Source organism: Streptomyces sp. NPDC052052 (assembly GCF_040680455.1).
Classification (GTDB): domain Bacteria; phylum Actinomycetota; class Actinomycetes; order Streptomycetales; family Streptomycetaceae; genus Streptomyces.
This window is the reverse complement of record NZ_JBFAWU010000031.1, coordinates 49,994-74,535: the sequence shown is the minus strand read 5'-3', so window position 1 is coordinate 74,535 and position 24,542 is coordinate 49,994. Positions and strand designations below refer to the sequence as shown.

Sequence of the window (24,542 nt, the reverse complement as noted above, 5' to 3'; positions counted from 1 at the left end):
GGTTCGTCGGGTACCGAGGGTTCGTCGGGTACCGAGGGTTCGTCGGGTACCGAGGGTTCGTCGGGTACCGAGGGTTCGTCGGGTACCGAGGGTTCGTCGGGTACCGAGGGTTCGTCCGGCACCGAGGGTTCGTCCGGCACCGAGGGTTCCTCCGGCACCGAGGGTTCCTCCGGTAACGAGGGTTCCTCCGGTAACGAGGGCTCGTCGGGCAACGAGGGTTCGTCCGGTACCACCGGTAACGGTTCCTCCGGCTCCTCCGACCATGGCGGTACCACTGGTAACGCCTCCTCCGGCTCGGTAACCGGTGGTGACGACGCCGGCACCTGCACCGTCGACCTCGACAGCGTCAAGTGCGCGGACAACACCACCCCCGACTCGGCCGGCAACCAGCCGGTCGAGCAGGGCAAGGGCAAGGACGAGCTCGCCGAGACCGGTGCCGCCGAGACCACGTTCCTGCTGGTCGGCGCCGCGACAATGATTGCCGGAGGCATCGGCTTCCGGATCCTGCCGCGGATGATGAGCGGCCGTACGGTCGCCTGAGGGCCCGCCTGAGGCCACTGATACGCACTGATATACACGAGAGGCCAGGGATGCCTTGCAGGCGCCCCTGGCCTCTCTGTGTACGTCTATGAGCCCTGCACGTGCCTGTGTGCTCCTGCGGCGGGATGGACGGACGGGTGCGCGGACGGACAGGTCCGCGGCTACACGGTCTGGTGCGCCAGCAGTGCCAGCGCGCCCAGCAGTACCACCAGCAGGGCCACCAGCGTCACGGGGCTCAGCCCCGCGAAGAGTCCCTGTTCCTGCTGAAGCCGCTCGCGGCTCGCCCGGCACACGGGGCAGCGGCCCTCGCTCACGGGTGCCGCGCAGTTCGCGCATACCAGTCGGTCATAGGTCATGCGCTTTCCTCCTCACCGCGCTGCGGAGCCGCCTGTGCCTTCACTCCGTACAACGCTCACGGAAACGCAACCGTTCCCCTACCACTGTGCCAGGTCGCATGGATTTCGGCGCGGCCCGCCGGAAAAGGGCCATTCCGTGACAGTTCATCCCTGTTGCCGCAATGGCGTTCCGCCATAATTCGCCCATCCTCGGACGCTCGCCTGCACGCGTCAGCCCGGTTCGCGTATGGTCACGCACACCTACTCCCGGCCGACCGTGGTGCATCCGTGATCCGATTCGACAACGTCTCCAAGACCTACCCGAAGCAGAGCCGTCCCGCTCTACGGGATGTGTCTCTCGATATCGAGAAGGGCGAGTTCGTCTTCCTGGTGGGCTCCTCCGGCTCCGGCAAGTCCACCTTCATGCGACTCATCCTCCGCGAGGAGCGCGCCAGCCAGGGCACGGTCCATGTCCTGGGCAAGGACCTCGCGCGCATGTCCAACTGGAAGGTGCCGCACATGCGCCGCCAGCTGGGCACGGTATTCCAGGACTTCCGGCTCCTGCCCAACAAGACCGTCGCGCAGAACGTGGCGTTCGCGCAGGAGGTCATCGGCAAGCCGCGCGGTGAGATCCGCAAGGCGGTGCCCCAGGTTCTCGACCTGGTCGGCCTCGGCGGCAAGGAGGACCGGATGCCCGGAGAGCTCTCCGGCGGTGAGCAGCAGCGCGTGGCGATCGCGCGGGCGTTCGTGAACCGTCCCATGCTGCTGATCGCGGACGAGCCCACCGGCAACCTCGACCCGCAGACCTCCGTCGGCATCATGAAGCTGCTGGACCGGATCAACCGGACCGGCACCACCGTGATCATGGCGACCCACGACCAGAACATCGTCGACCAGATGCGCAAGCGCGTCATCGAGCTGGAGAAGGGCCGTCTCGTCCGCGACCAGGCCCGTGGCGTCTACGGCTACCAGCACTGAGCATCGAGCACTGAAAGGACGCCATGCGCGCCCAGTTCGTCCTGTCGGAGATCGGCGTCGGCCTCCGTCGCAACCTCACGATGACCTTCGCCGTCGTCGTCTCCGTCGCCCTCTCGCTCGCCCTGTTCGGCGGCGCGCTGCTGATGCGCGAGCAGGTCAGCACGATGAAGGACTACTGGTACGACAAGGTCAACGTCTCCATCTTCCTGTGCAGCAAGAGCGATGCGACCTCGACGCCCAAGTGCGCCAAGGGTGCTGTCACCGCTGAGCAGAAGAAGGAGATCGAGAGCGACCTCCACAAGATGAAGGTCGTCGACACGGTCACGTACGAGTCGGCCGACGAGGCGTACAAGCACTACCAGGAGCAGTTCGGCGACTCGCCCATGGCGAGCAACATCACGCCGGACCAGATGCAGGAGTCGTTCCGGGTCAAGCTCCACGACCCGAAGAAGTACAAGGTCGTCGCCACCGCCTTCGCCGGCCGTGACGGGGTGCAGTCCGTCCAGGACCAGAGATCCATCCTGGACAACCTCTTCGGGCTGATGAACGGCATGAACGTGGCCGCGCTCTTCGTGATGGCGCTGATGCTGGTCATTGCGCTGATGCTGATCGTGAACACCGTCCGGGTGTCCGCGTTCAGCAGGCGGCGCGAAACCGGCATCATGCGGCTCGTCGGCGCCTCCGGCTTCTACATTCAGATGCCGTTCATCATGGAGGCCGCGTTCGCCGGTCTCATCGGCGGTGTGCTCGCCTGCGTGATGCTGCTGGCCGCCCGGTACTTCCTCATCGACGCCGGCCTGGATCTGCAGAGCAAGCTGAATCTGATCGACTTCATCGGCTGGGACGCGGTCTTCACCAAGCTGCCCCTGGTCCTGGCAATCGGCTTGCTGATGCCCGCGGTTGCCGCTCTCTTCGCGCTCCGCAAGTACCTCAAGGTGTGACAAGCGCCCCCTGGGGCGCACGGTCAACCGGCCGTGCGCCCAGGGGGCGTTGTCCTAGACTCGACGCCATGTCAGGCCCCTCACCATGTCTCGGGCCCCGCGGCGTGCGTCGCGGGGCGGCCCTGGCCTTGGTCTTCGCGAGCGTGCTGGCCACCGCGGCGGCCACCGGCGCGCTGCCGCGCGACGGCGTGAAGTCCTCGGACCTGGCGACCCGTTCCGTCGCCTCCACCGTCGAGAGCGACGAAGTGGCGGACGCCGCCGCCCAGGCCGTGGCCGACGGCAAGTCGGGCAAGGAAGCGGCCGAGAAGGCCGTCAGTCGGATAGGTGACCGCTGGGGCGCGGTCTACGACGAGCGGCAGTACGAGGAGTTCGAGCAGGCCCTCGACGGCTCGTACACCGGTGTCGGGATCGCCGCCGAGCGCTCCGCCGACGGGCTGGTCGAGGTGGCCCGGGTCCAGCCCGGCAGCCCCGCCGACCGGGCCGGTGTCGAGGCGGGCGATCTGCTCCGCACGGTCGACGGCCGCCGGGTCGACGGACTGCCGGTCGCCGAGGCCGTCGCCCTGCTGCGCGGAGACCGCACGGAGGCCTCCGTGGGCACCACCGTCGTGCTGGGGATCCAGCGCGACGGCGTCGTGCGGACCGAGACGCTACGGCGGGCCAGGCTCAGCATGGAGGCGGTCACCGTGCGGCACATCGGACTGGACCGTTCCGATTCCTCCGCAGCTGTACTGATCGAGGTCGACTCGTTCACCAAGGGGTCGGGCGCCGAGATCCGTGAGGCGGTCCGGAACGCACCGGCCGGCGCCGGGATCCTCCTCGATCTCCGTGGCAACTCCGGCGGTCTGGTCACCGAGGCCGTCACCGCCGCCTCCGCCTTCCTGGACGGCGGCCTGGTTGCCACCTACGACGTGCACGGCGAGCAGCGCGCCCTCTACGCCCAGCCGGGCGGCGACACCGACCGCCCCCTCGTCGTCCTCGTCGACGGCGGCACGATGAGCGCCGCCGAGCTCCTCACCGGCGCGCTCCAGGACCGGGGGCGCGCCGTCACCGTCGGATCGCGCACCTTCGGCAAGGGGTCGGTGCAGATGCCGAGCAGGCTTGCGGGCGGCTCGGTGGCCGAGCTCACCGTCGGCCACTACCGCACCCCGGCGGGCCGCAGTGTCGAGGGGAGCGGCATCAGCCCGGACCTCGTGGTCGGTGCGGGGGCCGAGCGGCGGGCCGAGACAGTATTGAGTGGCCTCGGAGGCGGGTCGTAGTGCGAAAATGGCCACACTATGGCTAAGGAAAAGGACACAGGGCGCAAGCTCATCGCGCAGAACAAGAAGGCGCGGCACGACTACCACATCCTCGACACCTACGAGTGCGGCCTCGTGCTCATGGGGACCGAGGTCAAGTCGCTGCGGCTGGGCCGGGCCTCGCTGGTGGACGGCTTCGTCCAGATCGACGGGGGCGAGGCATGGCTGCACAACATCCATGTCCCGGAGTACGTACAGGGGACGTGGACCAACCACTCGGCCAAGCGGAAGCGCAAGCTGCTGATGCACCGGGCGGAGATCGACAAGCTGGAGTCGAAGGCGAACGAGTCGGGGCACACGATCGTGCCGCTCGCGCTGTACTTCAAGGACGGCCGGGTCAAGGTCGAGATCGCCCTCGCCAAGGGCAAGAAGGAGTACGACAAGCGACAGACCCTGCGGGAGCAGCAGGACACGCGGGAGACCAACCGCGCGATCGCGGCCGCACGCCGACGCCAGCGCAGCGCGTAGGGCCCTTCCGCAGCCGGGAGCGTACGGACCGGCAAGCCGTCGGAGCCGGTCGGCAGGAATAGGCTGGCATCGTCGCGCGTTGGTCACGTACGATGGCACTGCGCCTCACAGCGGGTGCACTTTTGAAAACACAACATGGGGATGATCGGTTTCGACAGCGGATGTCGAAGCAGGGGAAGCGTGTCGAGGAAGCGGCAATGATCTCGTAAACCATATGTCGCAACCAATAATCGCCAACACCAAGCGCGATTCCTTCGCCCTCGCTGCCTAAGTAGCGACTTGCGAAGTGTCAGCCCGGGGGTGATCCCGACCCGGATCCTGGCATCATCAAGGGATCTAAACTTCTAGACCCGGTCACGGGGCCTGGAAGGAAATCAAACAGTGACTGAGCCCGTCGGAGACTTGTTCGCGTGATCTCCGGGGCCGAGAAAAGCGCAGCGAACTGCACACGGAGAAGCCCTGGTTCTGCACCGTTGGACGCGGGTTCGATTCCCGCCATCTCCACAATTCCCATGTGAACGAGGACCCCGTTGCCCACCGGCAGCGGGGTCCTCGTTCTGTTTCCCGGGGTTCCCGGGGTTCCCGGGGGAGCCGGGGATTCCCAGGCCCTCGCGTGCCCGTGGCGACCGGCCCCACTCCCGGGGCCCGAGGCCCGGACGACCCCAGGCCCCCGGCCTCAGCCCCGGCGGACGCGGACCCCCACCGTCGCGACGGCCAGCGCCAGTCCGGCCGCGCACACCGGCACGGCGTATCCCGTCACCTCTCCGAGGTGCTCCACCGTCCAGCCTCCGGTCGCCGAACCGGCGGCTATCCCGCCCAGCAGCGCGGTCACGGCCAGCGTCATGCCTTCGTTCAACTGGCCTTCCGGGGTCAGGCGTTGCACCAGCGTCATGCCGGTGACCATGGTCGGGGCCGTCGCCGCACCGGCCAGCAGCAGGGCGCCCGCGAGGGCGAGCAGCGAACCGGTCGAGGAGACGGCGAGCAGCGGCAGCGACATCAGTGCCGTCATCCCCGTCAGGCAGCCCAGCAGCCGGCGCCGGAGGTCCGCGGCCGGGCGCAACGATCCGTAGAGCAGCCCCGCCACACACGATCCGGCCGCCTGGAGGGCCAGGATCGCGCCCCCGGCGTGGGCGATCGTGACGACCTCCATCGCGCCGAAGACCGCACCGGTGGCGAGGAACGCGGCGAGCAGGGCCGGCATGCCCGGGGTGCGGAGCGGGGAGCCCGCGTGGGTGCGGGGCGCCACCGGGGGTTCGGTGGCGCGCTGGGCGGCGAAGATCAGCACACCGGTCATCAGCAGGACCGCGCCGACCAGGGTGCCGGCCTCCGGGAAGAGCGCCGCGCACAGCAGGGCGGCGAGCGCCGGTCCGAGCATGAAGCAGAGCTCGTCGGCGGCCTGTTCGAAGGAGTTCGCGGTGTGCAGGGCGGCCGGGTCGCCCCGGAGCAGATGCGCCCAGCGGGCCCGGGACATCCCGCCGGTGTTGGGGGTGGTGGCGGTCGCGGCATAGGAGGCGAAGAGGGTCCAGGACGGGGCGTCGTAGTGCACGCAGAGCAGCAGGGCGAGCGAGCCGAGGACGGCGGTCGCGGTGGCGGGCACGGCGATCCTGGCCTGCCCGTACCGGTCGACGAGCCGGGCCGTCCAGGGCGCGACCACTGCCGTCGCGGCGAGACCGGCCGCGGTGACGGCACCGGCCAGGGCGTACGAGTCGCGTGCCCCGGCGATCATGATCACCGCGCTGACGCTGAACATGCCCATGGGGAGCCGGGCGACGAGATTGCCCGCGGTGAACGCGCGGGCCCCCGGGGTGGCGAGCAGCCGACGGTACGGGTTGGTGGGCGCCGGCTTGGTGGCGGCGGTCCGCTCAGCGGCGACCAGCAGATCTCCGGAGACGGTGAGCAGGGGCTCGGTGTGCGGGGATGTCTCGTGCGGCATGGCCCCACCCTCGCGGCGCTCCGTCCCCGGGGTCCAACACCTTTCCCACACCCATTAACGCATCTGCGTTGTAAATTTCTGGGTATGACCTCCTCCGCTGCCGATCCGGGCGCCCGGACATTCCCTCTCACCGATGCCCGGCTGCTCCGCGCCTTCGTCGCCGTCGCCGAGGAGCTGCACTTCACCCGTGCCGCCGCCCGCCTCTACGTCGCCCAGCAGGCGCTCAGCCGGGACATCCGGCGGCTGGAGCGCGAGCTGGGTGCGGAGCTGTTCCTGCGGACCACCCGGCAGGTAGCGCTCACCGCCGACGGTGAGCGGCTCCTCCCGTATGCCCGGCGGGTCCTTGACGCGCATGCCGATCTTGCCGCGGCCTTCGCCGACCCCGCGGCCCGGCCGCTCTTCGTCGACCTCAACACCGACGGTATGACGGCCGCTCGCGTCCTGGCCCGTGCGCGGGAGCTGGCTCCGACGTGCGAGCTGATGGCGCGTTTCGAGAGCGGACTGACCTGGGCCGCCGGCGAGATCCTCGCCGGGCGGCTCGACGTCTCCTTCGGCCGTGCCGCCGGACTCGACCCCGCGATCCGGGCGGGGCTCGGCATACAGCCGGTGCGGTACGAGCCGATGGCCCTGCTGCTCCCCGCCGATCACCGTCTCGCCGCGTACGAGGCCCTCTCGCCGGACGACCTGGCCGGCGAGACCGTCTATGCGGGCGCCGGGAATCCGCGCACCGAGGAGTGGACGGACTTCGCCCGGCTGCTCTTCGCCGAGTGGGGCGTCGAGCTGGCGCCGCCCTCCCCGCTCGCGATCGGCATGGCCGAATTCCAACGGGTCATGGAGAAGTCCCGGTGCCCGGTCCTGTGCGTGGTCGACTTTCCGCCGATACCGGGCACCGTGGTGCGTCCGCTGGTCCGGCCCGTACCGCTCTCCCCGCTCCTGCTGGTCTGGCGCAAGGGGTTGCGTCACCCCGGCCTCGACGCCCTGCGTGAAGCCGCGGACCAACTGGGCTCCGAGGAGGGCTGGATGGTGCGACCCGGCGATAGCTGGTTGCCGGAGGCTGATGCCTCCCTCATGCAGAAATACACCTGATCGAGCGAAAGAGATCCATTGGCCTGTACCGGGTTCATTCGCCCGGGTGTACTTGGGCAGGGTGCGGACAAAACGGGGACCCAGCCGGAAGTGCATAGCGGACAGTCGTGCGCACCTCGATCCTTGAATGCGGAAAGTGCGTACACCTGTGAAAACCTGGCATGAAGGTGCCCGTTCGGGGCACACACATGAGCCGAACGAAGTCACGGTCCAGCGCGATGGCCTGGGCCGGCAGCTCTCCGAACTGGCTGTGCAGCCGAGCACCTCGGAGGGCGCGGACGGCCCCGTCTTCGTCGACGAGAGCGGACGGCGCGGCAAGAAGCTGAGGCGTCTGGGCTGGGGCCTGGCCGCGGTCTGTGCCTGTTATGGCGTGACCCTGACCGTCGCCCTGATCGGCGGCAGTTCGAGCGCTCCCTGGCTGCCGCTCTCCGGTCCGGAGAAACACAAGGACGCGGACGTGGTCCAGGTGTCGCCCGCGCCGACGGGCAGCACCGGTGCGCAGCCCCTGCCCGACAGGGCGGTGGCCGGCCGAACCACCACCACCGGCCCCACCACCCCCGGGGGCACCGCGACCCCCGCGGGCCGTACCACCGTCTCCGCTCCGGCCGGCCCCAGCAGGAGCGCCGTGTCGTCCGCGCCCGCCGTACCGCCCCCGACGCCGTCCACCGGCGGCGGCAGGACGCCCAGCGCGGCGCCCACGACCCCGGCACCGTCCGCCGACACCACCGCGACGCCCTCCGCAGGCGCCTCGACCCCGCCCGTGGACGGCACCACGCCGCCGGCCGCATCCCCGCAACCTCCCGTGCACGAACAAGAAGGCGCCCAAAGATGACCTCCGCTGCCCCGCGGGGCAGACGCAACGACCGGAAGCGGAGAGGCAGGCGCGTCTTACCCCTGCGCCATCTGCTGTCGTCCCTGCTCCTCGTTGCCCTGCTCGCCATGTTGATGCTGCGCGGCTACGTGCACAGCGAGATCCTGGCCGACCACCGGGTCCGGCCCCCGGCAGCCACCGACCGGGTACCGGAGTCGGTCCTCGCCGGCGGCCCGGTCATCGACGCCCGGAGCACCACCGGGCCCGCCGGTTCGCTGACCGTCCCCGACCACCGCATCGTGCTCACCTTCGACGACGGGCCGGACCCGAAGTGGACCCCGAAGGTGCTCGACGCACTCAGGAAGCACCATGCGCACGCCGTCTTCTTCGTGACCGGAACCATGGCCTCGCGCTACCCGGAACTCGTCCGACGCATGGTCGACGAGGGACACGAGGTCGGGCTGCACACCTTCGACCACCCCGACCTCTCCTACCAGTCCCGCTCCCGCATCGACTGGGAACTCTCCCAGAACCAGCTGGTGCTGGCGGGCGCGGCAGGCATCCGTACGTCCCTGTTCCGGCCGCCCTACTCCTCCTTCGCCGACGCCATGGACAACGAGTCCTGGCCGGTCACGCGGTACGTCGGCAGCCGCGGCTACCTCACCGTGGTCAACGACACCGACAGTGAGGACTGGAAGCGTCCGGGCGTCCCCGCGATCATCGAGCGCGCCACCCCCGAGGGCGGCAAGGGCGCGATCGTCCTGATGCACGACTCCGGCGGCAACAGGTCCCAGACCGTCGCCGCCCTCGACGCGTTCCTGCCGCGGATGCAGCAGCGGGGCTACGAGTTCACCAACCTCACCACAGCCCTCGGCGCCCCCAGCGCGCACACCCCGGTCACCGGACGCGTGCTCTGGCAGGGCCGGGCGTTCGTCTGGGCCGTGGGCCTCTCGGAGCAGCTCACGGACGTCCTGGCCGCCGGGCTCGCGGTGATCGGTGTCCTGGTCCTCGTCCGCTTCGCCCTGATGCTGCTGCTGTCCTACCTCCACGCCCGCAGGGCCCGCCGCAAGGGCCGCGCCGACGGACCGGTGCCGACCCGACCGGTCTCGGTGCTCGTGCCCGCGTACAACGAACGCGCCTGCATCACCAACACCGTGCGTTCCCTGGTGGCGAGCGACCACCCCGTCGAGATCGTCGTGATCGACGACGGCTCCACCGACGGCACCGCCGACCTCGTCGAGGCGATGCGGCTGCCCCAGGTCCGCGTCGTCCGCCAGCGCAACGCCGGAAAGCCCGCCGCCCTCAACAACGGCATCGCGCACGCCCGTCACGACATCGTCGTGATGATGGACGGCGACACCGTCTTCGAACCCGGCACCGTCCGCGAACTGGTCCGGCCCTTCGCCGACCCGCGCGTCGGCGCCGTCGCCGGGAACGCCAAGGTCGGCAACCGCGACTCGCTGATCGGCGCCTGGCAGCACATCGAGTACGTGATGGGCTTCAACCTGGACCGCCGGATGTACGACGTCCTGCGCTGCATGCCCACCATCCCCGGTGCGGTCGGTGCCTTTCGCCGGAAGGCACTGGACCGGATCGGCGGTATGAGCGAGGACACCCTCGCCGAGGACACCGACGTCACCATGGCCCTGCACCGCGACGGCTGGCACGTCGTCTACGCGGAGAACGCCCGCGCCTGGACCGAGGCCCCGGAGTCCGTGCAGCAACTCTGGTCGCAGCGCTACCGGTGGTCGTACGGCACCATGCAGGCGATCTGGAAACACCGCCGTGCCGTCGTCGAACGCGGCCCGTCCGGGCGCTTCGGACGCGTCGGACTGCCCCTGGTCGCCCTGTTCATGGTCGTCGCCCCGCTGCTCGCCCCGCTCATCGACGTCTTCCTGCTGTACGGGCTCGTCTTCGGCCCCACCCAGAAGACCGTCCTCGCCTGGTTCGGCGTCCTCGCGGTCCAGGGGGTCTGCGCCGCGTACGCCTTCCGGCTCGACCGGGAACCCATGAGGCATCTGATCTCGCTGCCCCTCCAGCAGGTCCTCTACCGGCAGCTCATGTACGTGGTGCTGCTCCAGTCCTGGATCACGGCACTCACCGGCGGCCGGCTGCGCTGGCAGAAGCTGCGCCGCACCGGCGTCGTGGAAGAGCCGGGCGTCGTGGCGGGCCGGCGGCGGAACACCGAGCGCGAGCCCGTCGCATGAGCCGGCGCCCCGCGTACTCCCCGCAGCCGACGGACGGACGGCCGACCGTGCCAGGAAAGACGGTGCCAGGGCAGGCTGTGCAGGAACAGCCCGTGCAGGAACAGCCCGTGCAGGAACGGGCGGTGCGCGCGCGGTCCGCGCCGTCGGCGGCCGAGTCCGGGACACCACCGGCCGCCACGCGGTCCGGCGGCCGGGACCGGTATCTCGACCTGCTGCGTTCCGTCGCGCTGGTGCGCGTGGTCACCTTCCACGTCCTGGGCTGGGCCTGGCTGACCGTGGTGTTTCCCTCCATGGGCGTCATGTTCGCCCTGGCCGGTTCGCTGATGGCACGCTCGCTGAACCGCCCGGCGTGGGACGTGATCCGCGGCCGGCTCCGCCGACTGCTGCCCCCGATGTGGGCGTTCGCCGCGGCCGTCGTCCCGGTGATGTTCCTGCTCGGCTGGAAGCCCGTGAAGGAGGAGGGCATCTGGTGGTTCCTCAGGCTGGGCTGCTATCTCCTCCCGGTCGGCACTCCCGGCTACCCCGAGAAGAACGGATCGCCCGGCGGTTTCCTGGAGTTGTCCTGGGCCGAACAGGCCGTGGGCCCGCTCTGGTACATCCGCGCCTATCTGTGGTTCGTGCTCGCTTCCCCGCTTCTGCTGAAGGCCTTCCGCCGGATGCCCTGGCCGACCCTGCTCGCCCCGATCGGGCTCACCGCCGTGATCGGCACCGGGGTCGTCACCGTTCCCGGCGAGGCCGGCGAAGTGCTGGTCGACTTCGCGGTGTTCGGCTCCTGCTGGATTCTCGGCTTCGCCCATCACGACGGCTTCCTGAAACGGGTGCCGCGCTATCTGGCGGTCTCGCTCGCCGCGTTCGTCATGGCGTTCGGACTCTGGTGGGCCTCGGGGCACCTCACCGAGGAGGGCTGGAACCTCGACGAGATCCCGCTCGCCCAGGCCACCTGGTCGTTCGGCTTCTGCGCGATCCTGCTCCAGTACGCACCGTCCTGGCGGCGACTGCCCGGCAGAGCGGCCCGGTGGGAGGGACCGATCACCCTCGCCAACAACCGGGCCGTGACGATCTACCTCTGGCACAACCTGCTGATCATGTTCACCGAGGTGATCATCGACCAGCTGTGGAACGTCCCGGTGCTCGGCGACCGCTTCGGCATGTACATAGGAGCCTCGTACACCGCACTGATGCTGCTCCTGGTCTGGCCCCTGCTGGCGCTGACGATCCCGGTAGTCGGCTGGATCGAGGACGTCGCGGCCAAGCGCCGCCCGCGCCTGTGGCCGGACGGCGCGCGCGGACGGAGGAGAGGCCGGGCCGCCGGGGCGGGCTCCGCGCCCCGCAGCCCCTGACGGACCGTGCCGACACCCCGGCCGGGCGGTATACCGTCGCCGGCCTGCCACGCTCCGCCGGAGCGCGGCAGGCCGGCGACGCGGAGAGCTGACGACGGCCACCGGGCATCGGGTGACGAGAGGGGCGGGATGGCCGGGCGGTGTAACGGGCGGGAAATACGGGTGAACCAAGGCCGTCATGCTTCGTTGGCAGGCTCGGTCCTCGGATTCATCGGGCAGCAGCGGGACGAGAGCCGGTAGACCCTATGCACGACGACGTACAGCAGGGACCCCTCGCGGGTTTCACGGTCGGGGTGACCGCCGCACGCCGTGCGGACGAGTTCGGCACCCTGTTGCGGAGACGGGGCGCCGCCGTCCTGCACGCGCCCGCCCTGCGGATCGTGCCGCTCGCCGACGACGGCGAACTCCTCGCCGCCACACGGGAGATCATCGACTCCGTCCCCGACGCCGTGGTCACCACCACCGCGGTCGGGCTCCGGGGCTGGATCGAGGCCGCCGGTGGCTGGGGTCTCGGCGACCAGCTGCTGGAGACCCTGCGCGGTACCGACCTGCTGGCCCGCGGCCCCAAGGTCAAGGGCGCCGTCCGCGCCGCCGGACTGACCGAGACATGGTCACCCTCCTCCGAATCCATGGCCGAGGTGCTGGACCGGCTCCTGGCCGAGGGCGTGCAGGGCCGACGCATCGCCGTCCAGCTCCACGGCGAACCCCTCCCCGGCTTCGTCGAGTCGCTCCGGGCCGCGGGCGCCGAGGTCGTCCCCGTACCCGTCTACCGCTGGGTGGATCCCGAGGACATCACCCCGCTCGACCAGCTGATCGACACCACCCTGGCCCGTGGCCTGGACGCGCTCGCCTTCACCAGCGCTCCGGCCGCCGCCTCGTTCCTCGGCCGGGCCGAGAAGCGCGGGCTGCTCCCGGAGCTGCTGGGCGCCCTGCGGGACGACGTCCTGGTGGCCTGCGTCGGACCGGTCACCGCCCTGCCGCTCCAGGCCCGCGGGATCGGCACCGTCCAGCCGGAGCGCTTCCGGCTCTCCCCGCTCGTCCAGCTGCTGTGCGAAGAACTTCCGTCCAGAGCGGTCGTGTTGCCGATCTCCGGGCACCGGTTGGAGATCCGCGGTCACGCCGTGACCGTCGACGGCGCACCGTGCCCGGTGTCGCCCGCCGGAATGGCCCTGCTGCACACCCTGGCCCGCAGGCCGGGCTGGGTGGTGTCCCGCGCCGACCTGCTGCGTGCGCTACCGGGCAGCGGCACGGACGAACACGCGGTGGAGACGGCCGTGGCGAGGCTGCGTACGGCGCTGGGCACGCCCCGCCTCATCCAGACGGTCGTCAAGCGTGGCTACCGGCTGGCGGTGGATCCGGCCGCGGAGCGCGGCTCGAACCGAACGGCGGACGCCGCCGGATGACGTGAAGGGGCGCTCGGCGACCTCCACCGGATCGATGCGGAGACACGGCCCCGTCCCGCCGTATCCCTGGCCCGGAGCCGGGACGGCCCCCGCGCCCCGCGACGCGCGGGGCGGGAGGGGTTCCCGGTCGGTCCCGGGAGGAGCACTCTGGGGGAGACCCGATCGGACACTCCGAAGCGGTGAGGTGCCCATGGCGGCAGGCAAGAGCGCGTACCACTGGCGGTTCGACTCCGGCCGTCCCTGCCTCGACCTGGTGGCCACCGGGGACGGTGGCTTCGGCACCTGCGAACTGCTCGACGGTGTCGAACGGCTCGCCGACTGGCTGGTGGCCGCCGGACTCGTACCGAGCGGCACCCATCTCGGCGCGGTCGACGAATCCTGGGTGGTGGCCTTCCGTCAGTTACGGACCGGCGTCGACTCCCTGCTGACGGCCGAACTCGGCGGCCCCACGGCCGAGAACGCCCTGGCACGGGTCAACGCGCTCGCCGCCGCCGCACCTCCCGGGCTGCGGGCCGTGCGGGCAGAGAGCGGCACGCTGGTGCGTACCCTGAGCGCCGATCCCGAGTGCGGGGCGCTGCTGGCGGCCGTGGCCCGTGATGCCGTGGAGCTCCTGACCGACCCGGTGGCGCGCGCCGGTCTGCGCCGCTGCGAGGCGGACAACTGCCGCCGTCTCTACCTGGACACCTCGCGTGGGCGCCGACGCCGCTGGTGCTCCAGCGAGGGGTGCGGGAACCGGGAGCGGGTGGCCCGGCACCGGCGCAGGGCGGCCGCCGGATCGGTCACCGGCACGGCAGCGGACGCGGCCCGCGACGCGAGCGCGGACGGGCGTACCGGGCTGGTCCCGGAGGCGGGGACACCTCGGGAATCGCGGAACCCTGCTGCGTGAATCGCGGTGGGACCGGTGCCCGGCCGGGCACCGGCGCACCTTTCGACAGGTGCCACAGATGCCGCAGGTGCGCGGCGGGCCCGCTTCGCCTAAGGTTGACGGCTGCCCAATGCACGTCAGAAGGGGGCCTCGGTGGCCGCGCAGGATGCCGCTGTCGATTCGCTGCGGAACCGGGAGATCGGTGTCGAGCAGGAACATCTCGACCGTGTGTACCACCGCCTCGAAGAGAAGATCCACGAGGCGGAATTTCTCATGAACGACGCCGTCAAGCGCGGCCAGGTGGGTACGCCCGGAGCGCTTGCCGAGCGGGACGCCCAGGTGTTCCGGGCCGGAATCCACCTGAACCGGCTGAACAGCGAATTCGAGGACTTCCTCTTCGGGAGGATCGATCTGCTGCTCGGCAAGGACGGCGAGCGCGGCCCGGACGGTGCGTACACCTCCGTCGAACCGGCCGACGACGCCGTACGCGAGGACAACACCGCCGACATCGCGGAGACGCTGCACATCGGACGGATCGGGGTCCTCGACGCCGACTACGCGCCGCTGGTCATCGACTGGCGTGCACCGGCCGCCGCACCGTTCTACCGGTCGACGCCGAAGGAACCGGGCCGGGTGGTGCGCCGCCGGGTGATCCGCTCCAAGGGTCGCAAGGTCCTCGGTGTCGAGGACGATCTGATGCGTCCCGAACTGACCGCGTACCTGGACGGCGACAAGCTCCCGGTGATCGGCGACGGCGCGCTGATGGCCGCCCTCGGCCAGGCCCGCAGCCACACCATGCGCGACATCGTCTCCTCCATCCAGGCCGAACAGGACCTGGTGATCCGCGCTCCCGCCGCGTCCGTCACCGAGGTCTCAGGCGGCCCCGGCACCGGCAAGACCGCCGTCGCCCTGCACCGTGCCGCGTACCTCCTCTACCAGGACCGGCGGCGGTACGCGGGCGGCATCCTCGTCGTCTCGCCGACCCCGCTCCTGGTCGCGTACACCGAAGGGGTGCTGCCCTCGCTGGGCGAGGAGGGGCAGGTCGCGATCCGGGCCGTCGGCTCGCTCTCCGACGAGGCGGCCGGCGTCGAGGGCGCCACCACCTACGACGAGCCGGCTGTCGCCCGGATCAAGGGCTCCTCCCGCATGCTCCAGGTGCTGCGCAAGGCGGCCCGCGGCGCACTGGAGCAGCCCGGCACCCCCCACCGGGCGGCGGCCCCGGGCGGCCAGCTGTCCTTCGGCGACGGGTCCGGCGAGTCCCAGGGCGCCCCGGTCACCCCGACCCGGTTGCGGGTCGTCGCGTTCGGCGCACGGATCGAGCTGGAGGCCGACGAGCTGCACCGCATCCGCCAGTCCGTGCTCGGCGGCACCGCCCCGGTCAACCTGCTGCGTCCGCGCGCCCGCAGGATGCTTCTGGACGCCCTGTGGAACAAGTCCTCCGGTCGGGGCCGCTACACCGATCCCGAACTCGCCGCCGAACTGCGTTCCTCCTTCGACGAGGACGTCTCCACCGAGACGCCCTTCCTCGACTTCCTGGGCGCGTGGTGGCCCGAGCTGACCCCCCGTGGGGTGCTCGCCGCGATGGCCGACGAGAAGCGGCTCGGCCGCTGGTCACGACGGGTCCTCAACCAGGGCGAGGTGCGCCGCCTGGCCCGCTCGCTGAAGCGGCTCGACAGCGAGGGCAACGGGCCGCTCTCCGTGCACGACGTGGCGATGCTCGACGAGCTGCAGACGCTGCTGGGCACCCCGCCCCGGCCGAAGAAGAAGCGCGATCTCGACCCGCTGGACCAGCTCACCGGTCTGGAGGAGCTGATGCCGCAGCGCGAGGAGAGCCAGCGCGAGCGGGCCGAGCGGCTGGCCGCGGAGCGTACCGAGTACGCGCATGTGATCGTCGACGAGGCGCAGGACCTCACGCCCATGCAGTGGCGCATGGTCGGCCGTCGAGGCCGGCATGCCACCTGGACGATCGTCGGGGACCCGGCGCAGTCCTCCTGGTCCGATCCGGACGAGGCCGCTCGCGCGCGTGACGAGGCGCTCGGCACCCGGCCGCGCCGCCGTTTCACCCTCACGGTCAACTACCGCAACCCGGCGGAGATCGCCGAACTGGCCTCGAAGGTCCTGGCGCTCGCGATGCCCGGAATGGAGTCACCGGCGGCGGTCCGTTCCACCGGCGTGGAGCCGCGCTTCGAGACCGTACGGGGCGGCGATCTGGCCGCTTCGGTGCGTGCGGAGGCGCGGCGGCTGCTGGCCGAGGTGGACGGCACGGTGGGGGTGGTCGTCGCGATGCACCGCCGGGCGCAGGCCCGCAAGTGGCTCGCCGAGCTCGGCGACCGGGTGGTGGCGCTGGGCAGCCTGGAGGCGAAGGGCCTGGAGTACGACGCCACCGTGGTGGTCTCGCCCGCGGAGATCGCGGACGAGTCCCCGGCCGGCCTGCGGGTGCTCTACGTGGCGCTGACGCGTGCGACGCAGCAGCTCACCGTCGTCTCGGGGGAGCGGGACCTGCCGGACGAGCACGGCGTCCCGGATCTGCTGAGGGACTGAGGGCCCTGCCGCGGGGCGGGGGCGCGGGGGCAGGGACCGCCGTGGTTCCTGGCCCAGGGGACGGATTCTGGAACCCGCCCGTCCTTCGGGAATCACTTCCGCGAGGTCTTTGTTAGATTGGTGTCGGCACCGGCTCGATCCAAGCCCCCGGGCCCAACCTTCGTCGCTTCGAGCGACCACTTGCCGCGAGGCGAGCATGGCGGGCCGGTGCCGTTCAGACGACAGGACAGACCCGCGTCACCTTCCGGTGGCGCGGGTCTGTTCGTGTTCAGGGGATGTCCGCTTCCCGCCTCCTCGGACGCGCCCCTGTTTCTTCTTTTCCTGGCCGGCGAGGCGTGGTCGGGTCCACTGGGGCAACCGGGTCTCGCGTGGTGGAAAATATCTTCCGAAAAGCGGCGCCCATTACCGGATACCAGCCAGTAGGTGCGACGATCGGGGGGCGTGTCCGAGGTGAATGCCGCGGCCACGTAGCAACGAAGCTAGGGAAAGCGAAGGACTCGGCCATGGCAACGGCGCCCAGCGTCTCGTACTCGATGACGGTCAGGCTGGAGGTGCCCGCGAGCGGCACCGCGGTCTCCCAGCTGACCACGGCCGTGGAGTCCTCCGGCGGTTCGGTCACCGGCCTCGACGTGACGGCCTCCGGCCACGAAAAGCTGCGGATCGACGTCACCATCGCCGCCACCTCCACCGCGCACGCCGACGAGATCGTCGAGGGGCTGCGCGGCATCGAGGGCGTGGTGCTCGGCAAGGTCTCCGACCGTACGTTCCTGATGCACCTCGGCGGCAAGATCGAGATGGCGTCCAAGCACCCCATCCGCAACCGTGACGACCTCTCGATGATCTACACCCCGGGTGTGGCCCGGGTCTGCATGGCGATCGCCGAGAACCCCGAGGACGCCCGCCGCCTCACGATCAAGCGCAACTCCGTCGCAGTTGTGACGGACGGGTCCGCGGTGCTCGGTCTCGGCAACATCGGCCCGAAGGCCGCCCTCCCGGTGATGGAGGGCAAGGCGGCCCTCTTCAAGCGGTTCGCCGGCATCGACGCCTGGCCGATCTGCCTGGACACCCAGGACTCCGACGCCATCGTCGAGATCGTCAAGGCCATCGCCCCCGGCTTCGCGGGCATCAACCTGGAGGACATCTCCGCACCCCGCTGCTTCGAGATCGAGGCACGGCTGCGCGAGGCCCTCGACATCCCCGTCTTCCACGACGACCAGCACGGCACCGCGATCGTCGTGCTGGCCGCACTGACCAACGCACTGCGCGTGGTGGGCAAGGGAATTGGGGACGTACGGGTCGTCATGTCCGGAGCCGGCGCGGCCGGTACAGCGATCCTGAAGCTCCTCATCGCCGCAGGCGTCAAGCACGCCGTCGTCGCCGACATCCACGGCGTGGTGCACGCCGGCCGTGAGGACCTGGTCTCCGCCGAGGCCGACTCGCCGCTGCGCTGGATCGCCGACAACACCAACCCCGAGTCCATCACCGGCACGCTCAAGCAGGCCGTCGTGGGCGCTGACGTCTTCATCGGCGTCTCCGCTCCGAACGTGCTGGACGGCAGCGATGTCGCCGCCATGGCCGACGACGCGATCGTGTTCGCGCTTGCGAACCCGGACCCCGAGGTCGACCCGGCAATCGCTCGCCAGACGGCGGCAGTTGTCGCCACCGGCCGTTCCGACTTCCCGAACCAGATCAACAACGTGCTGGTCTTCCCGGGCGTCTTCCGCGGCCTGCTGGACGCCCAGTCCCGCACGGTCAACACGGAGATGATGCTCGCCGCCGCCCGCGCCCTCGCCGATGTCGTCGCCGAGGACGAGGTGAACGCGAACTACATCATCCCGTCGGTCTTCAACGACCGGGTCGCGGGTGCGGTCGCCGGCGCCGTCCGGGATGCCGCGAAGGCCGCCGGAGGCGCTGTGACGGGCCCCACGTCGGTCTGAGCTACGGCGCGTCGCGTGTCGCGGCACCCCAAACGCCCCTTTAGGGTGGGCGGGCGGCGCGTCCATGGAGCCCCGCATGCGCTGCGGACCGCTTTCGGGCAGTCGACGTAAGGTCACCACGACGAGGCAGGGGTACTTTTCGTGTGACCCCGGAGGATGCCGGATTGGCTTTCCCGCCGCAGGTGGGGGCAGGATGCGTAATCGGGCGCGAGGGTCTGAAGGCAGACCCGGGTCCGGGGACTGTCCGAGGGCCCTGGCAGCATCGGCTTCGATCTCACGCCTCACAGGCAAGAAGAACACGGGAGTAACAAAATGAACCGCAGTGAGCTGGTGGCCGCCCTGGCCGACCGCGCCGAGGTGACTCGCAAGGACGCCGACGCCGTGCTGGCCGCGCTCGCCGAGACCGTCGGTGAGATCGTCGCCAAGGGCGACGAGAAGGTCACCATCCCCGGCTTCCTGACTTTCGAGCGCACCCACCGTGCCGCTCGCACCGCTCGTAACCCGCAGACCGGCGACCCCATCAACATCCCGGCCGGTTACAGCGTGAAGGTCTCCGCGGGCTCCAAGCTCAAGGAAGCCGCCAAGGGCAAGTAAGCCCCCAAGCGCGACGAAGGGCGGATCACCCGTACAGGGTGACCGCCCTTTGCTGTTCAGGCCCTCAAGGGCCCGTTCCGGGCCTCTGACGGTGTCACCGGGCGGCAGCGTGAACCCGGCCCCCTCGGGGTTTGACCGGGGAGAACACGAACGGGGGCCCCGGGCAGTGCCCCGGACCCCCGTCAGCGACCGTCGGCCGCCCGTGTCAGATCAGCGCCCCGCCCGGCAGTTCCACCTTCGCGCCGAGCTTCTCCAGCTTGTCCATGAAGTTCTCGTAGCCGCGGTTGATCAGACCGATGCCGTGCACCCGGGAGGTGCCCTGCGCCGCCAGTGCGGCGATCAGGTACGAGAACCCGCCGCGCAGGTCCGGGATGACCAGATCCGCGCCCTGGAGCTTCGTCGGTCCGGACACGACCGCGGAGTGCAGGAAGTTGCGCTGCCCGAAGCGGCAGTCGGAGCCGCCCAGGCACTCCCGGTAGAGCTGGATGTGCGCGCCCATCTGATTGAGCGCGGAGGTGAAGCCGAGCCGGGACTCGTACACCGTCTCGTGGACGATGGAGAGGCCCGAGGCCTGCGTCAGGGCCACGACCAGCGGCTGCTGCCAGTCGGTCTGGAAGCCGGGGTGCACGTCGGTCTCCAGGGCGATGGCGTCCAGCGGGCCGCCCGGGTGCCAGAAGCGGATGCCCTTGTCGTCGACCTCGAACGCGCCGCCGACCCGGCGGAAGGTGTTCAGGAACGTCATCATGGAACGCTGCTGTGCGCCCCGTACGTAGATGTTGCCCTCGGTGGCCAGTGCCGCGGACGCCCAGGAGGCCGCCTCGAGGCGGTCCGGGATCGCCCGGTGCGTGTAACCGTCCAGCCGGTCGACACCGGTGATCCGGATCGTCCGGTCGGTGTCCATCGAGATGATCGCGCCCATCTTCTGCAGGACGCAGATGAGGTCCTCGATCTCCGGCTCCACGGCCGCGTTGGACAGCTCGGTGACGCCCTCCGCGAGCACGGCCGTCAGCAGCACCTGCTCGGTGGAGCCCACCGACGGGTACGGCAGCCGGATCTTCGTGCCGCGCAGACGCTGCGGGGCCTCCAGGTACTGGCCGTCCGCACGCTTCTCGATGGTCGCGCCGAACCGCCTGAGCACGTCGAAATGGAAGTCGATGGGCCGTCCGCCGATGTCGCAGCCGCCGAGTCCCGGGATGAACGCATGGCCCAGTCGGTGCAGCAGCGGTCCGCAGAAGAGGATCGGGATGCGCGACGAACCCGCGTGGGCATCGATGTCGGCGACGTTGGCACTCTCGACATGGGTCGGGTCCAGGACCAGCTCGCCCGGTTCGTCACCGGGGCGGACCGTCACACCGTGCAACTGCAGCAGCCCTCGCACCACCCGCACGTCCCGGATGTCGGGCACATTGCGCAGCCGGCTGGGTCCGCTGCCGAGCAGCGCGGCGACCATCGCCTTCGGCACCAGGTTCTTGGCGCCTCTGACGCGGATCTCGCCCTCCAGCGGGGTTCCGCCGTGGACAAGCAGGACATCGTCTGTGCCGGTCATGAATCTCGCGTTCCGCAGTGGTCGGTCAGGGGCCAACCGAAAGGGTAATAGCCCCTGACCCCCGTTCCGTAAGAGAGCAGGGGGTGTGCGAACGTCATGAATCCGTCACAACACGCTCTGCTCCCCGGCTCTTGCGGAGGGTTACCGTCCGCAAGAGCCTCCGGGATGTGCGCTCCCTGTGCGTCCGTGCGCCCTGAGCTGCACTCCGGGCCTTCCCGGGGCCCGGGCGGCCCACTCGGCCCCCGCGGGGAGCGAAGATGCGGGATCATTTCTGCCATGACCGAGGTGTCCTCGCTCACAGGGCGACTGCTCGTGGCCACACCCGCGCTCGCGGACCCGAATTTCGACCGGGCGGTGGTGCTGCTCCTCGACCACGACGAGGAGGGCTCACTGGGCGTGGTGCTCAACCGTCCGACGCCGGTCGGCGTCGGCGACGTCCTCACGTCCTGGGCCGATCTGACCGGCGAACCCGACGTCGTGTTCCAAGGTGGGCCGGTCTCGCTCGACTCGGCGCTCGGGGTGGGCGTCATCCCCGGCGACGAGGACCCTTCCCCGAGCTCCCGGCCCCGCTCGCACCGGAGTGACCCGGTCGGCTTCCGCCGGGTGCACGGAGCGATCGGCCTGGTGGACCTGGAGGCCCCGCCGGAACTCCTGGCCGCGGCACTCGGCTCGCTGCGGATCTTCGCGGGGTACGCGGGCTGGGGCCCGGGGCAACTGGAGGCCGAACTCAAGGAGGGGGCCTGGTACGTCGTCGAGTCCGAGCCCGGGGACGTCTCCTCGCCGCGCCCCGAAAATCTCTGGCGAGCGGTCCTGCGCCGCCAGCGCAGCGAACTGGCGATGGTCGCCACCTATCCGGACGACCCTTCCCTGAACTGAAGCTCCGGGCTTTCAGTACCCTTGGCTGTTATGAGCACTCTTGAGCCCGAGCGCGGGGCAGGTACGGGGACCCTCGTAGAACCGACGCCGCAGGTGTCGAACGGCGACGGCGACCACGAGCGCTTCGCCCATTACGTCCAGAAGGACAAGATCATGGCGAGTGCCCTGGAAGGCACCCCCGTGGTCGCACTGTGCGGGAAGGTCTGGGTACCGGGCCGCGACCCGAAGAAGTACCCGGTCTGCCCCATGTGCAAGGAGATCTACGAGTCCATGGGCGCCGGTGGCGGCAAGGACAAGGGCGGCAAGGACAAGAAGTAGTCCGGGGCCGTTCGGCCACCCATGCTCCAGGCCCCGGGGCGCGCGGATGCGCGTCCCAGGGGCCTTCTGCATCCCCCAGGGCCTCTGCCGTGCGCGGGGCCCTTCTCGGTGCACGGGTCGCTGCTCTGCCGGGGCGCGGAGCGGTGGGAACGCCGGACATGTCACGGGCAGCGGGCTCGTCGGCGCGGACGCGGAGTTCGCGGTCCGGAACCCAGGCCGGGGGCGTCGGCCGGGCGTCAGCCCCCCGGTGCCGCTCCTCGCCGGAGCGCGCGGCTCCACCGCACCGGCAGCTCCGCGCACTTGGGGAGAGAAGCCGTCAAGTCCCGGGCCCGGCCGACCTCCACGCGGACCCCTGCGGCCGACCGGGGAGGGCACATGGCAGTCTCGACCGCGACGACCGTCCTCGTGCCGGTCTTCCCCGTACCCGTACAGCGCCGCCCGGTCGTGGGACCCGGTGGAGCGGCAAAGGACTGGCTCCATGGACACGGAACTGATTCCGGCACCCGTACATGTCGGTGACCCCGGTGACAGCGGGCGCGACGGCTTCCGGCTGGATCCGTCCACCACCCTGGCCGCGGCCCCCGGCACCGAGAACACCGAGCGCTGGCTGCGCTCCACGCTCGCCGCCGCCTTCGGCGTGCCGCTCGCACCGGGACCCGAGGACGCCGGGAACACCATCCGGCTGCGCATCGACCCCGCTCTGGAGCCCGAGGGATACCGGCTGAGCACCGGAGCGGGCCGGAGCGTCGAGATCACCGGCGGAAGTGCCGCAGGCGTCTTCTGGGGCGCCCAGACCTTCCGTCAACTGCTGGGTCCCGAGGCCTTCCGCCGCGCACCCGTAGGCTCCGACGGGCCGCCCGTCCTTCCCGGCACACACATCGAGGACCGTCCCCGTTTCCCCTGGCGGGGCATGATGCTCGACGTGGCCCGGCACTTCCTGCCCAAGGACGACGTCCTGCGCTACCTCGACCTCCTCGCCGCGCACAAGCTGAACGTCTTCCACTTCCACCTCACCGACGATCAGGGCTGGCGCATCGAGATCGAGCGCTACCCGCGGCTGACCGAGGTCGGCTCCTGGCGGACCCGTACCAAGCACGGCCACCGGGCCTCCGAACTGTGGGACGAGACCCCGCACGGCGGCTACTACACGCAGGACGACATCCGCGAGATCGTCGCCTACGCGGCAGCGCGGCACATCCGTGTCGTCCCCGAGATCGACATCCCGGGCCACTCGCAGGCCGCCATCGCCGCCTACCCCGAACTGGGCAACACCGACGTCGTCGACACCGCCGCCCTCTCCGTCTGGGACACCTGGGGCATCAACCCGAACGTACTCGCTCCCACCGACAACACCCTGCGCTTCTTCGAGGGCGTTCTCGAAGAGGTCCTCGCCCTCTTCCCCGTCGCCACCTCGCCGTTCATCCACATCGGCGGCGACGAGGCCCGCAAGGACCAGTGGCGACAGTCGCCCGCGGCCCAGGCCCGCATCACCGCATCCGGCCTGGCCGACGAGGACGCCCTGCAGTCCTGGATCATCCGGCACTTCGACGCCTGGCTCAGCGCGCGCGGACGCCGGCTCATCGGCTGGGACGAAATCCTCGAAGGCGGCCTCGCGGAGGGCGCGGCGGTGTCGTCCTGGCGCGGGTACGAGGGAGGCGTCGCCGCCGCCGAGGCCGGCCACGACGTGGTGATGTGCCCGAGCCAGCAGGTGTACCTGGACTACCGTCAGGACGGCGGCCCCGACGAACCGATGCCGATCGGTTACGTCCGCACGCTGGAGGACGTCTACCGCTTCGAGCCCGTGCCTCCGGGCCTGACCGAGGAGGCGGCCCGTCACATCCTCGGCACCCAGGCCAATGTCTGGACCGAGGTCATACAGAACCGGGCCCGCCTCGACTACCAGGTCTTTCCGCGCCTCGCGGCGTTCGCGGAGGTCGCCTGGTCCCCCCTGCCCGCCTCCGCCGAACGGGACTTCGCCGACTTCGAACGGCGCATGGCCACGCACTACGCCCGACTTGACGCGCTCGGTGTCGACTACCGTCCGCCGACCGGCCCGTTGCCCTGGCAGCGGCGCCCCGGCGTCCCGGGGTTCCCGCTCGAAGGACCGCCCCCGAACGTGTGATCCCGGCCGCATTCCGAGGCCGGTCGCCACTCCGGCGGGAGACGGCGGCCGGCGGCCGCCCCTGCGGCACGCGCCTCGCGGGAGACGGCGAAGCCGCAACGGGTTCCCGCCGGAACCGGACGACGTGAGCCGGACGGCCGGAACGGAGAACCGCGAACCCTGACGACCGGAACCCGACGACCGGAACGGGGACTTGGAACCGGACCACGGGAACGGATAAGTCATCCAGGACTCGCCCAAGAGCGGCAATTCGCCCTCTGCGCCCAAGCGGGGTGAACCAGGATCATCCCCCTGGTCAGGGACGTATATGCCCTTCACGGACCCTCGCGTCGGACTGGTCGGAAGATGTGCCAGAGTTGCTACGTCCAGGCTTTGAGCACGTACCGTACGGCGATACAAGCCGGAC

The 24,542-nt window shown here is 70.5% G+C and carries 20 protein-coding genes and 1 other RNA gene; 18 read left to right on the top strand and 3 right to left on the bottom strand.

Features of this window, described 5'->3' with window-relative positions; translation table 11 throughout:
• The coding region (locus AB0L71_RS29720; protein ID WP_365248717.1) for an LPXTG cell wall anchor domain-containing protein at nucleotides 1-540 on the top strand (540 nt) is incomplete at its 5' end.
• 161 nt (nucleotides 541-701) lie between these two features.
• Here AB0L71_RS29720 and AB0L71_RS29715 read toward each other — a convergent pair.
• Nucleotides 702-896 carry a hypothetical protein gene (locus AB0L71_RS29715; protein ID WP_365248714.1) on the bottom strand — a complete coding sequence of 65 codons (195 nt, stop codon included), beginning with the start codon at nucleotides 894-896 and terminating at the stop codon, nucleotides 702-704.
• Between the two features lie 267 nt (nucleotides 897-1,163).
• Between AB0L71_RS29715 and ftsE the strand changes: the two genes are divergently transcribed.
• From ftsE to ssrA, 5 genes are all read left to right on the top strand, one after another.
• Nucleotides 1,164-1,853, top strand: a complete 690-nt coding sequence (gene ftsE, locus AB0L71_RS29710) for a cell division ATP-binding protein FtsE (RefSeq protein WP_365248711.1) — start codon at nucleotides 1,164-1,166, stop codon at nucleotides 1,851-1,853.
• Nucleotides 1,854-1,876: 23 nt separating this feature from the next.
• Complete coding sequence (gene ftsX / locus AB0L71_RS29705) at nucleotides 1,877-2,794, top strand: permease-like cell division protein FtsX (protein ID WP_365248708.1); 918 nt, start codon at nucleotides 1,877-1,879, stop codon at nucleotides 2,792-2,794.
• A gap of 68 nt (nucleotides 2,795-2,862) precedes the next feature.
• Nucleotides 2,863-4,050, top strand: a complete 1,188-nt coding sequence (locus AB0L71_RS29700; RefSeq protein WP_365248705.1) for a S41 family peptidase — start codon at nucleotides 2,863-2,865, stop codon at nucleotides 4,048-4,050.
• A gap of 18 nt (nucleotides 4,051-4,068) precedes the next feature.
• Nucleotides 4,069-4,557 carry an SsrA-binding protein SmpB gene (gene smpB, locus AB0L71_RS29695; RefSeq protein WP_365248702.1) on the top strand — a complete coding sequence of 163 codons (489 nt, stop codon included), beginning with the start codon at nucleotides 4,069-4,071 and terminating at the stop codon, nucleotides 4,555-4,557.
• A gap of 137 nt (nucleotides 4,558-4,694) precedes the next feature.
• Nucleotides 4,695-5,064, top strand: a transfer-messenger RNA (tmRNA) gene (gene ssrA / locus AB0L71_RS29690).
• 169 nt (nucleotides 5,065-5,233) lie between these two features.
• On the opposite strand, the gene AB0L71_RS29685 is transcribed toward ssrA, so the two are convergent.
• The gene (locus tag AB0L71_RS29685) at nucleotides 5,234-6,490 is read right to left on the bottom strand and encodes an MFS transporter (RefSeq protein ID WP_365248699.1); all 1,257 of its coding nucleotides are present in this window, start codon (nucleotides 6,488-6,490) and stop codon (nucleotides 5,234-5,236) included.
• Nucleotides 6,491-6,574: 84 nt separating this feature from the next.
• Here AB0L71_RS29685 and AB0L71_RS29680 point away from each other — a divergent pair, with 84 nt between their 5' ends.
• The 9 genes from AB0L71_RS29680 to AB0L71_RS29640 all read left to right on the top strand — a co-directional run bounded on the left by AB0L71_RS29680 (nucleotide 6,575) and on the right by AB0L71_RS29640 (nucleotide 19,274).
• Nucleotides 6,575-7,576, top strand: a complete 1,002-nt coding sequence (locus tag AB0L71_RS29680; protein WP_365248696.1) for a LysR family transcriptional regulator — start codon at nucleotides 6,575-6,577, stop codon at nucleotides 7,574-7,576.
• A 148-nt stretch (nucleotides 7,577-7,724) separates the two neighbouring features.
• Complete coding sequence (locus AB0L71_RS29675; RefSeq protein ID WP_365248693.1) at nucleotides 7,725-8,408, top strand: hypothetical protein; 684 nt, start codon at nucleotides 7,725-7,727, stop codon at nucleotides 8,406-8,408.
• Entirely contained in the window at nucleotides 8,405-10,594 is a 2,190-nt protein-coding gene (locus AB0L71_RS29670) for a glycosyltransferase (protein WP_365248690.1), read from the top strand. Before AB0L71_RS29675 ends, AB0L71_RS29670 begins: the two co-directional genes overlap by 4 nt.
• A 92-nt stretch (nucleotides 10,595-10,686) precedes the next feature.
• Nucleotides 10,687-11,934, top strand: a complete 1,248-nt coding sequence (locus AB0L71_RS29665; RefSeq protein WP_365248687.1) for an acyltransferase — start codon at nucleotides 10,687-10,689, stop codon at nucleotides 11,932-11,934.
• A gap of 245 nt (nucleotides 11,935-12,179) precedes the next feature.
• Nucleotides 12,180-13,337 carry a uroporphyrinogen-III synthase gene (locus AB0L71_RS29660; protein ID WP_365248684.1) on the top strand — a complete coding sequence of 386 codons (1,158 nt, stop codon included), beginning with the start codon at nucleotides 12,180-12,182 and terminating at the stop codon, nucleotides 13,335-13,337.
• Nucleotides 13,338-13,527: 190 nt separating this feature from the next.
• Nucleotides 13,528-14,223, top strand: a complete 696-nt coding sequence (locus AB0L71_RS29655) for a CGNR zinc finger domain-containing protein (protein WP_365248681.1) — start codon at nucleotides 13,528-13,530, stop codon at nucleotides 14,221-14,223.
• A gap of 132 nt (nucleotides 14,224-14,355) precedes the next feature.
• The gene (locus AB0L71_RS29650; RefSeq protein ID WP_365248678.1) at nucleotides 14,356-16,743 is read left to right on the top strand and encodes a UvrD-helicase domain-containing protein; all 2,388 of its coding nucleotides are present in this window, start codon (nucleotides 14,356-14,358) and stop codon (nucleotides 16,741-16,743) included.
• Between the two features lie 503 nt (nucleotides 16,744-17,246).
• Entirely contained in the window at nucleotides 17,247-18,680 is a 1,434-nt protein-coding gene (locus AB0L71_RS29645; RefSeq protein WP_365248675.1) for an NAD-dependent malic enzyme, read from the top strand.
• Nucleotides 18,681-18,992: 312 nt separating this feature from the next.
• Nucleotides 18,993-19,274 carry an HU family DNA-binding protein gene (locus AB0L71_RS29640; protein WP_003968811.1) on the top strand — a complete coding sequence of 94 codons (282 nt, stop codon included), beginning with the start codon at nucleotides 18,993-18,995 and terminating at the stop codon, nucleotides 19,272-19,274.
• A gap of 205 nt (nucleotides 19,275-19,479) precedes the next feature.
• On the opposite strand, the gene murA is transcribed toward AB0L71_RS29640, so the two are convergent.
• Entirely contained in the window at nucleotides 19,480-20,820 is a 1,341-nt protein-coding gene (gene murA / locus AB0L71_RS29635; protein ID WP_365248672.1) for a UDP-N-acetylglucosamine 1-carboxyvinyltransferase, read from the bottom strand.
• 276 nt (nucleotides 20,821-21,096) lie between these two features.
• Here murA and AB0L71_RS29630 point away from each other — a divergent pair, with 276 nt between their 5' ends.
• The 3 genes from AB0L71_RS29630 to AB0L71_RS29620 all read left to right on the top strand — a co-directional run bounded on the left by AB0L71_RS29630 (nucleotide 21,097) and on the right by AB0L71_RS29620 (nucleotide 24,136).
• On the top strand, nucleotides 21,097-21,696 hold the full coding sequence (locus tag AB0L71_RS29630; protein WP_365248669.1) for a YqgE/AlgH family protein: 600 nt from the start codon (nucleotides 21,097-21,099) through the stop codon (nucleotides 21,694-21,696).
• 30 nt (nucleotides 21,697-21,726) lie between these two features.
• Nucleotides 21,727-22,014, top strand: coding sequence for a DUF3039 domain-containing protein (locus tag AB0L71_RS29625; RefSeq protein ID WP_365248666.1), 288 nt, complete (start codon nucleotides 21,727-21,729; stop codon nucleotides 22,012-22,014).
• Nucleotides 22,015-22,492: 478 nt separating this feature from the next.
• Nucleotides 22,493-24,136 carry a beta-N-acetylhexosaminidase gene (locus AB0L71_RS29620; protein WP_365248664.1) on the top strand — a complete coding sequence of 548 codons (1,644 nt, stop codon included), beginning with the start codon at nucleotides 22,493-22,495 and terminating at the stop codon, nucleotides 24,134-24,136.
• Nucleotides 24,137-24,542: the final 406 nt, after the last annotated feature.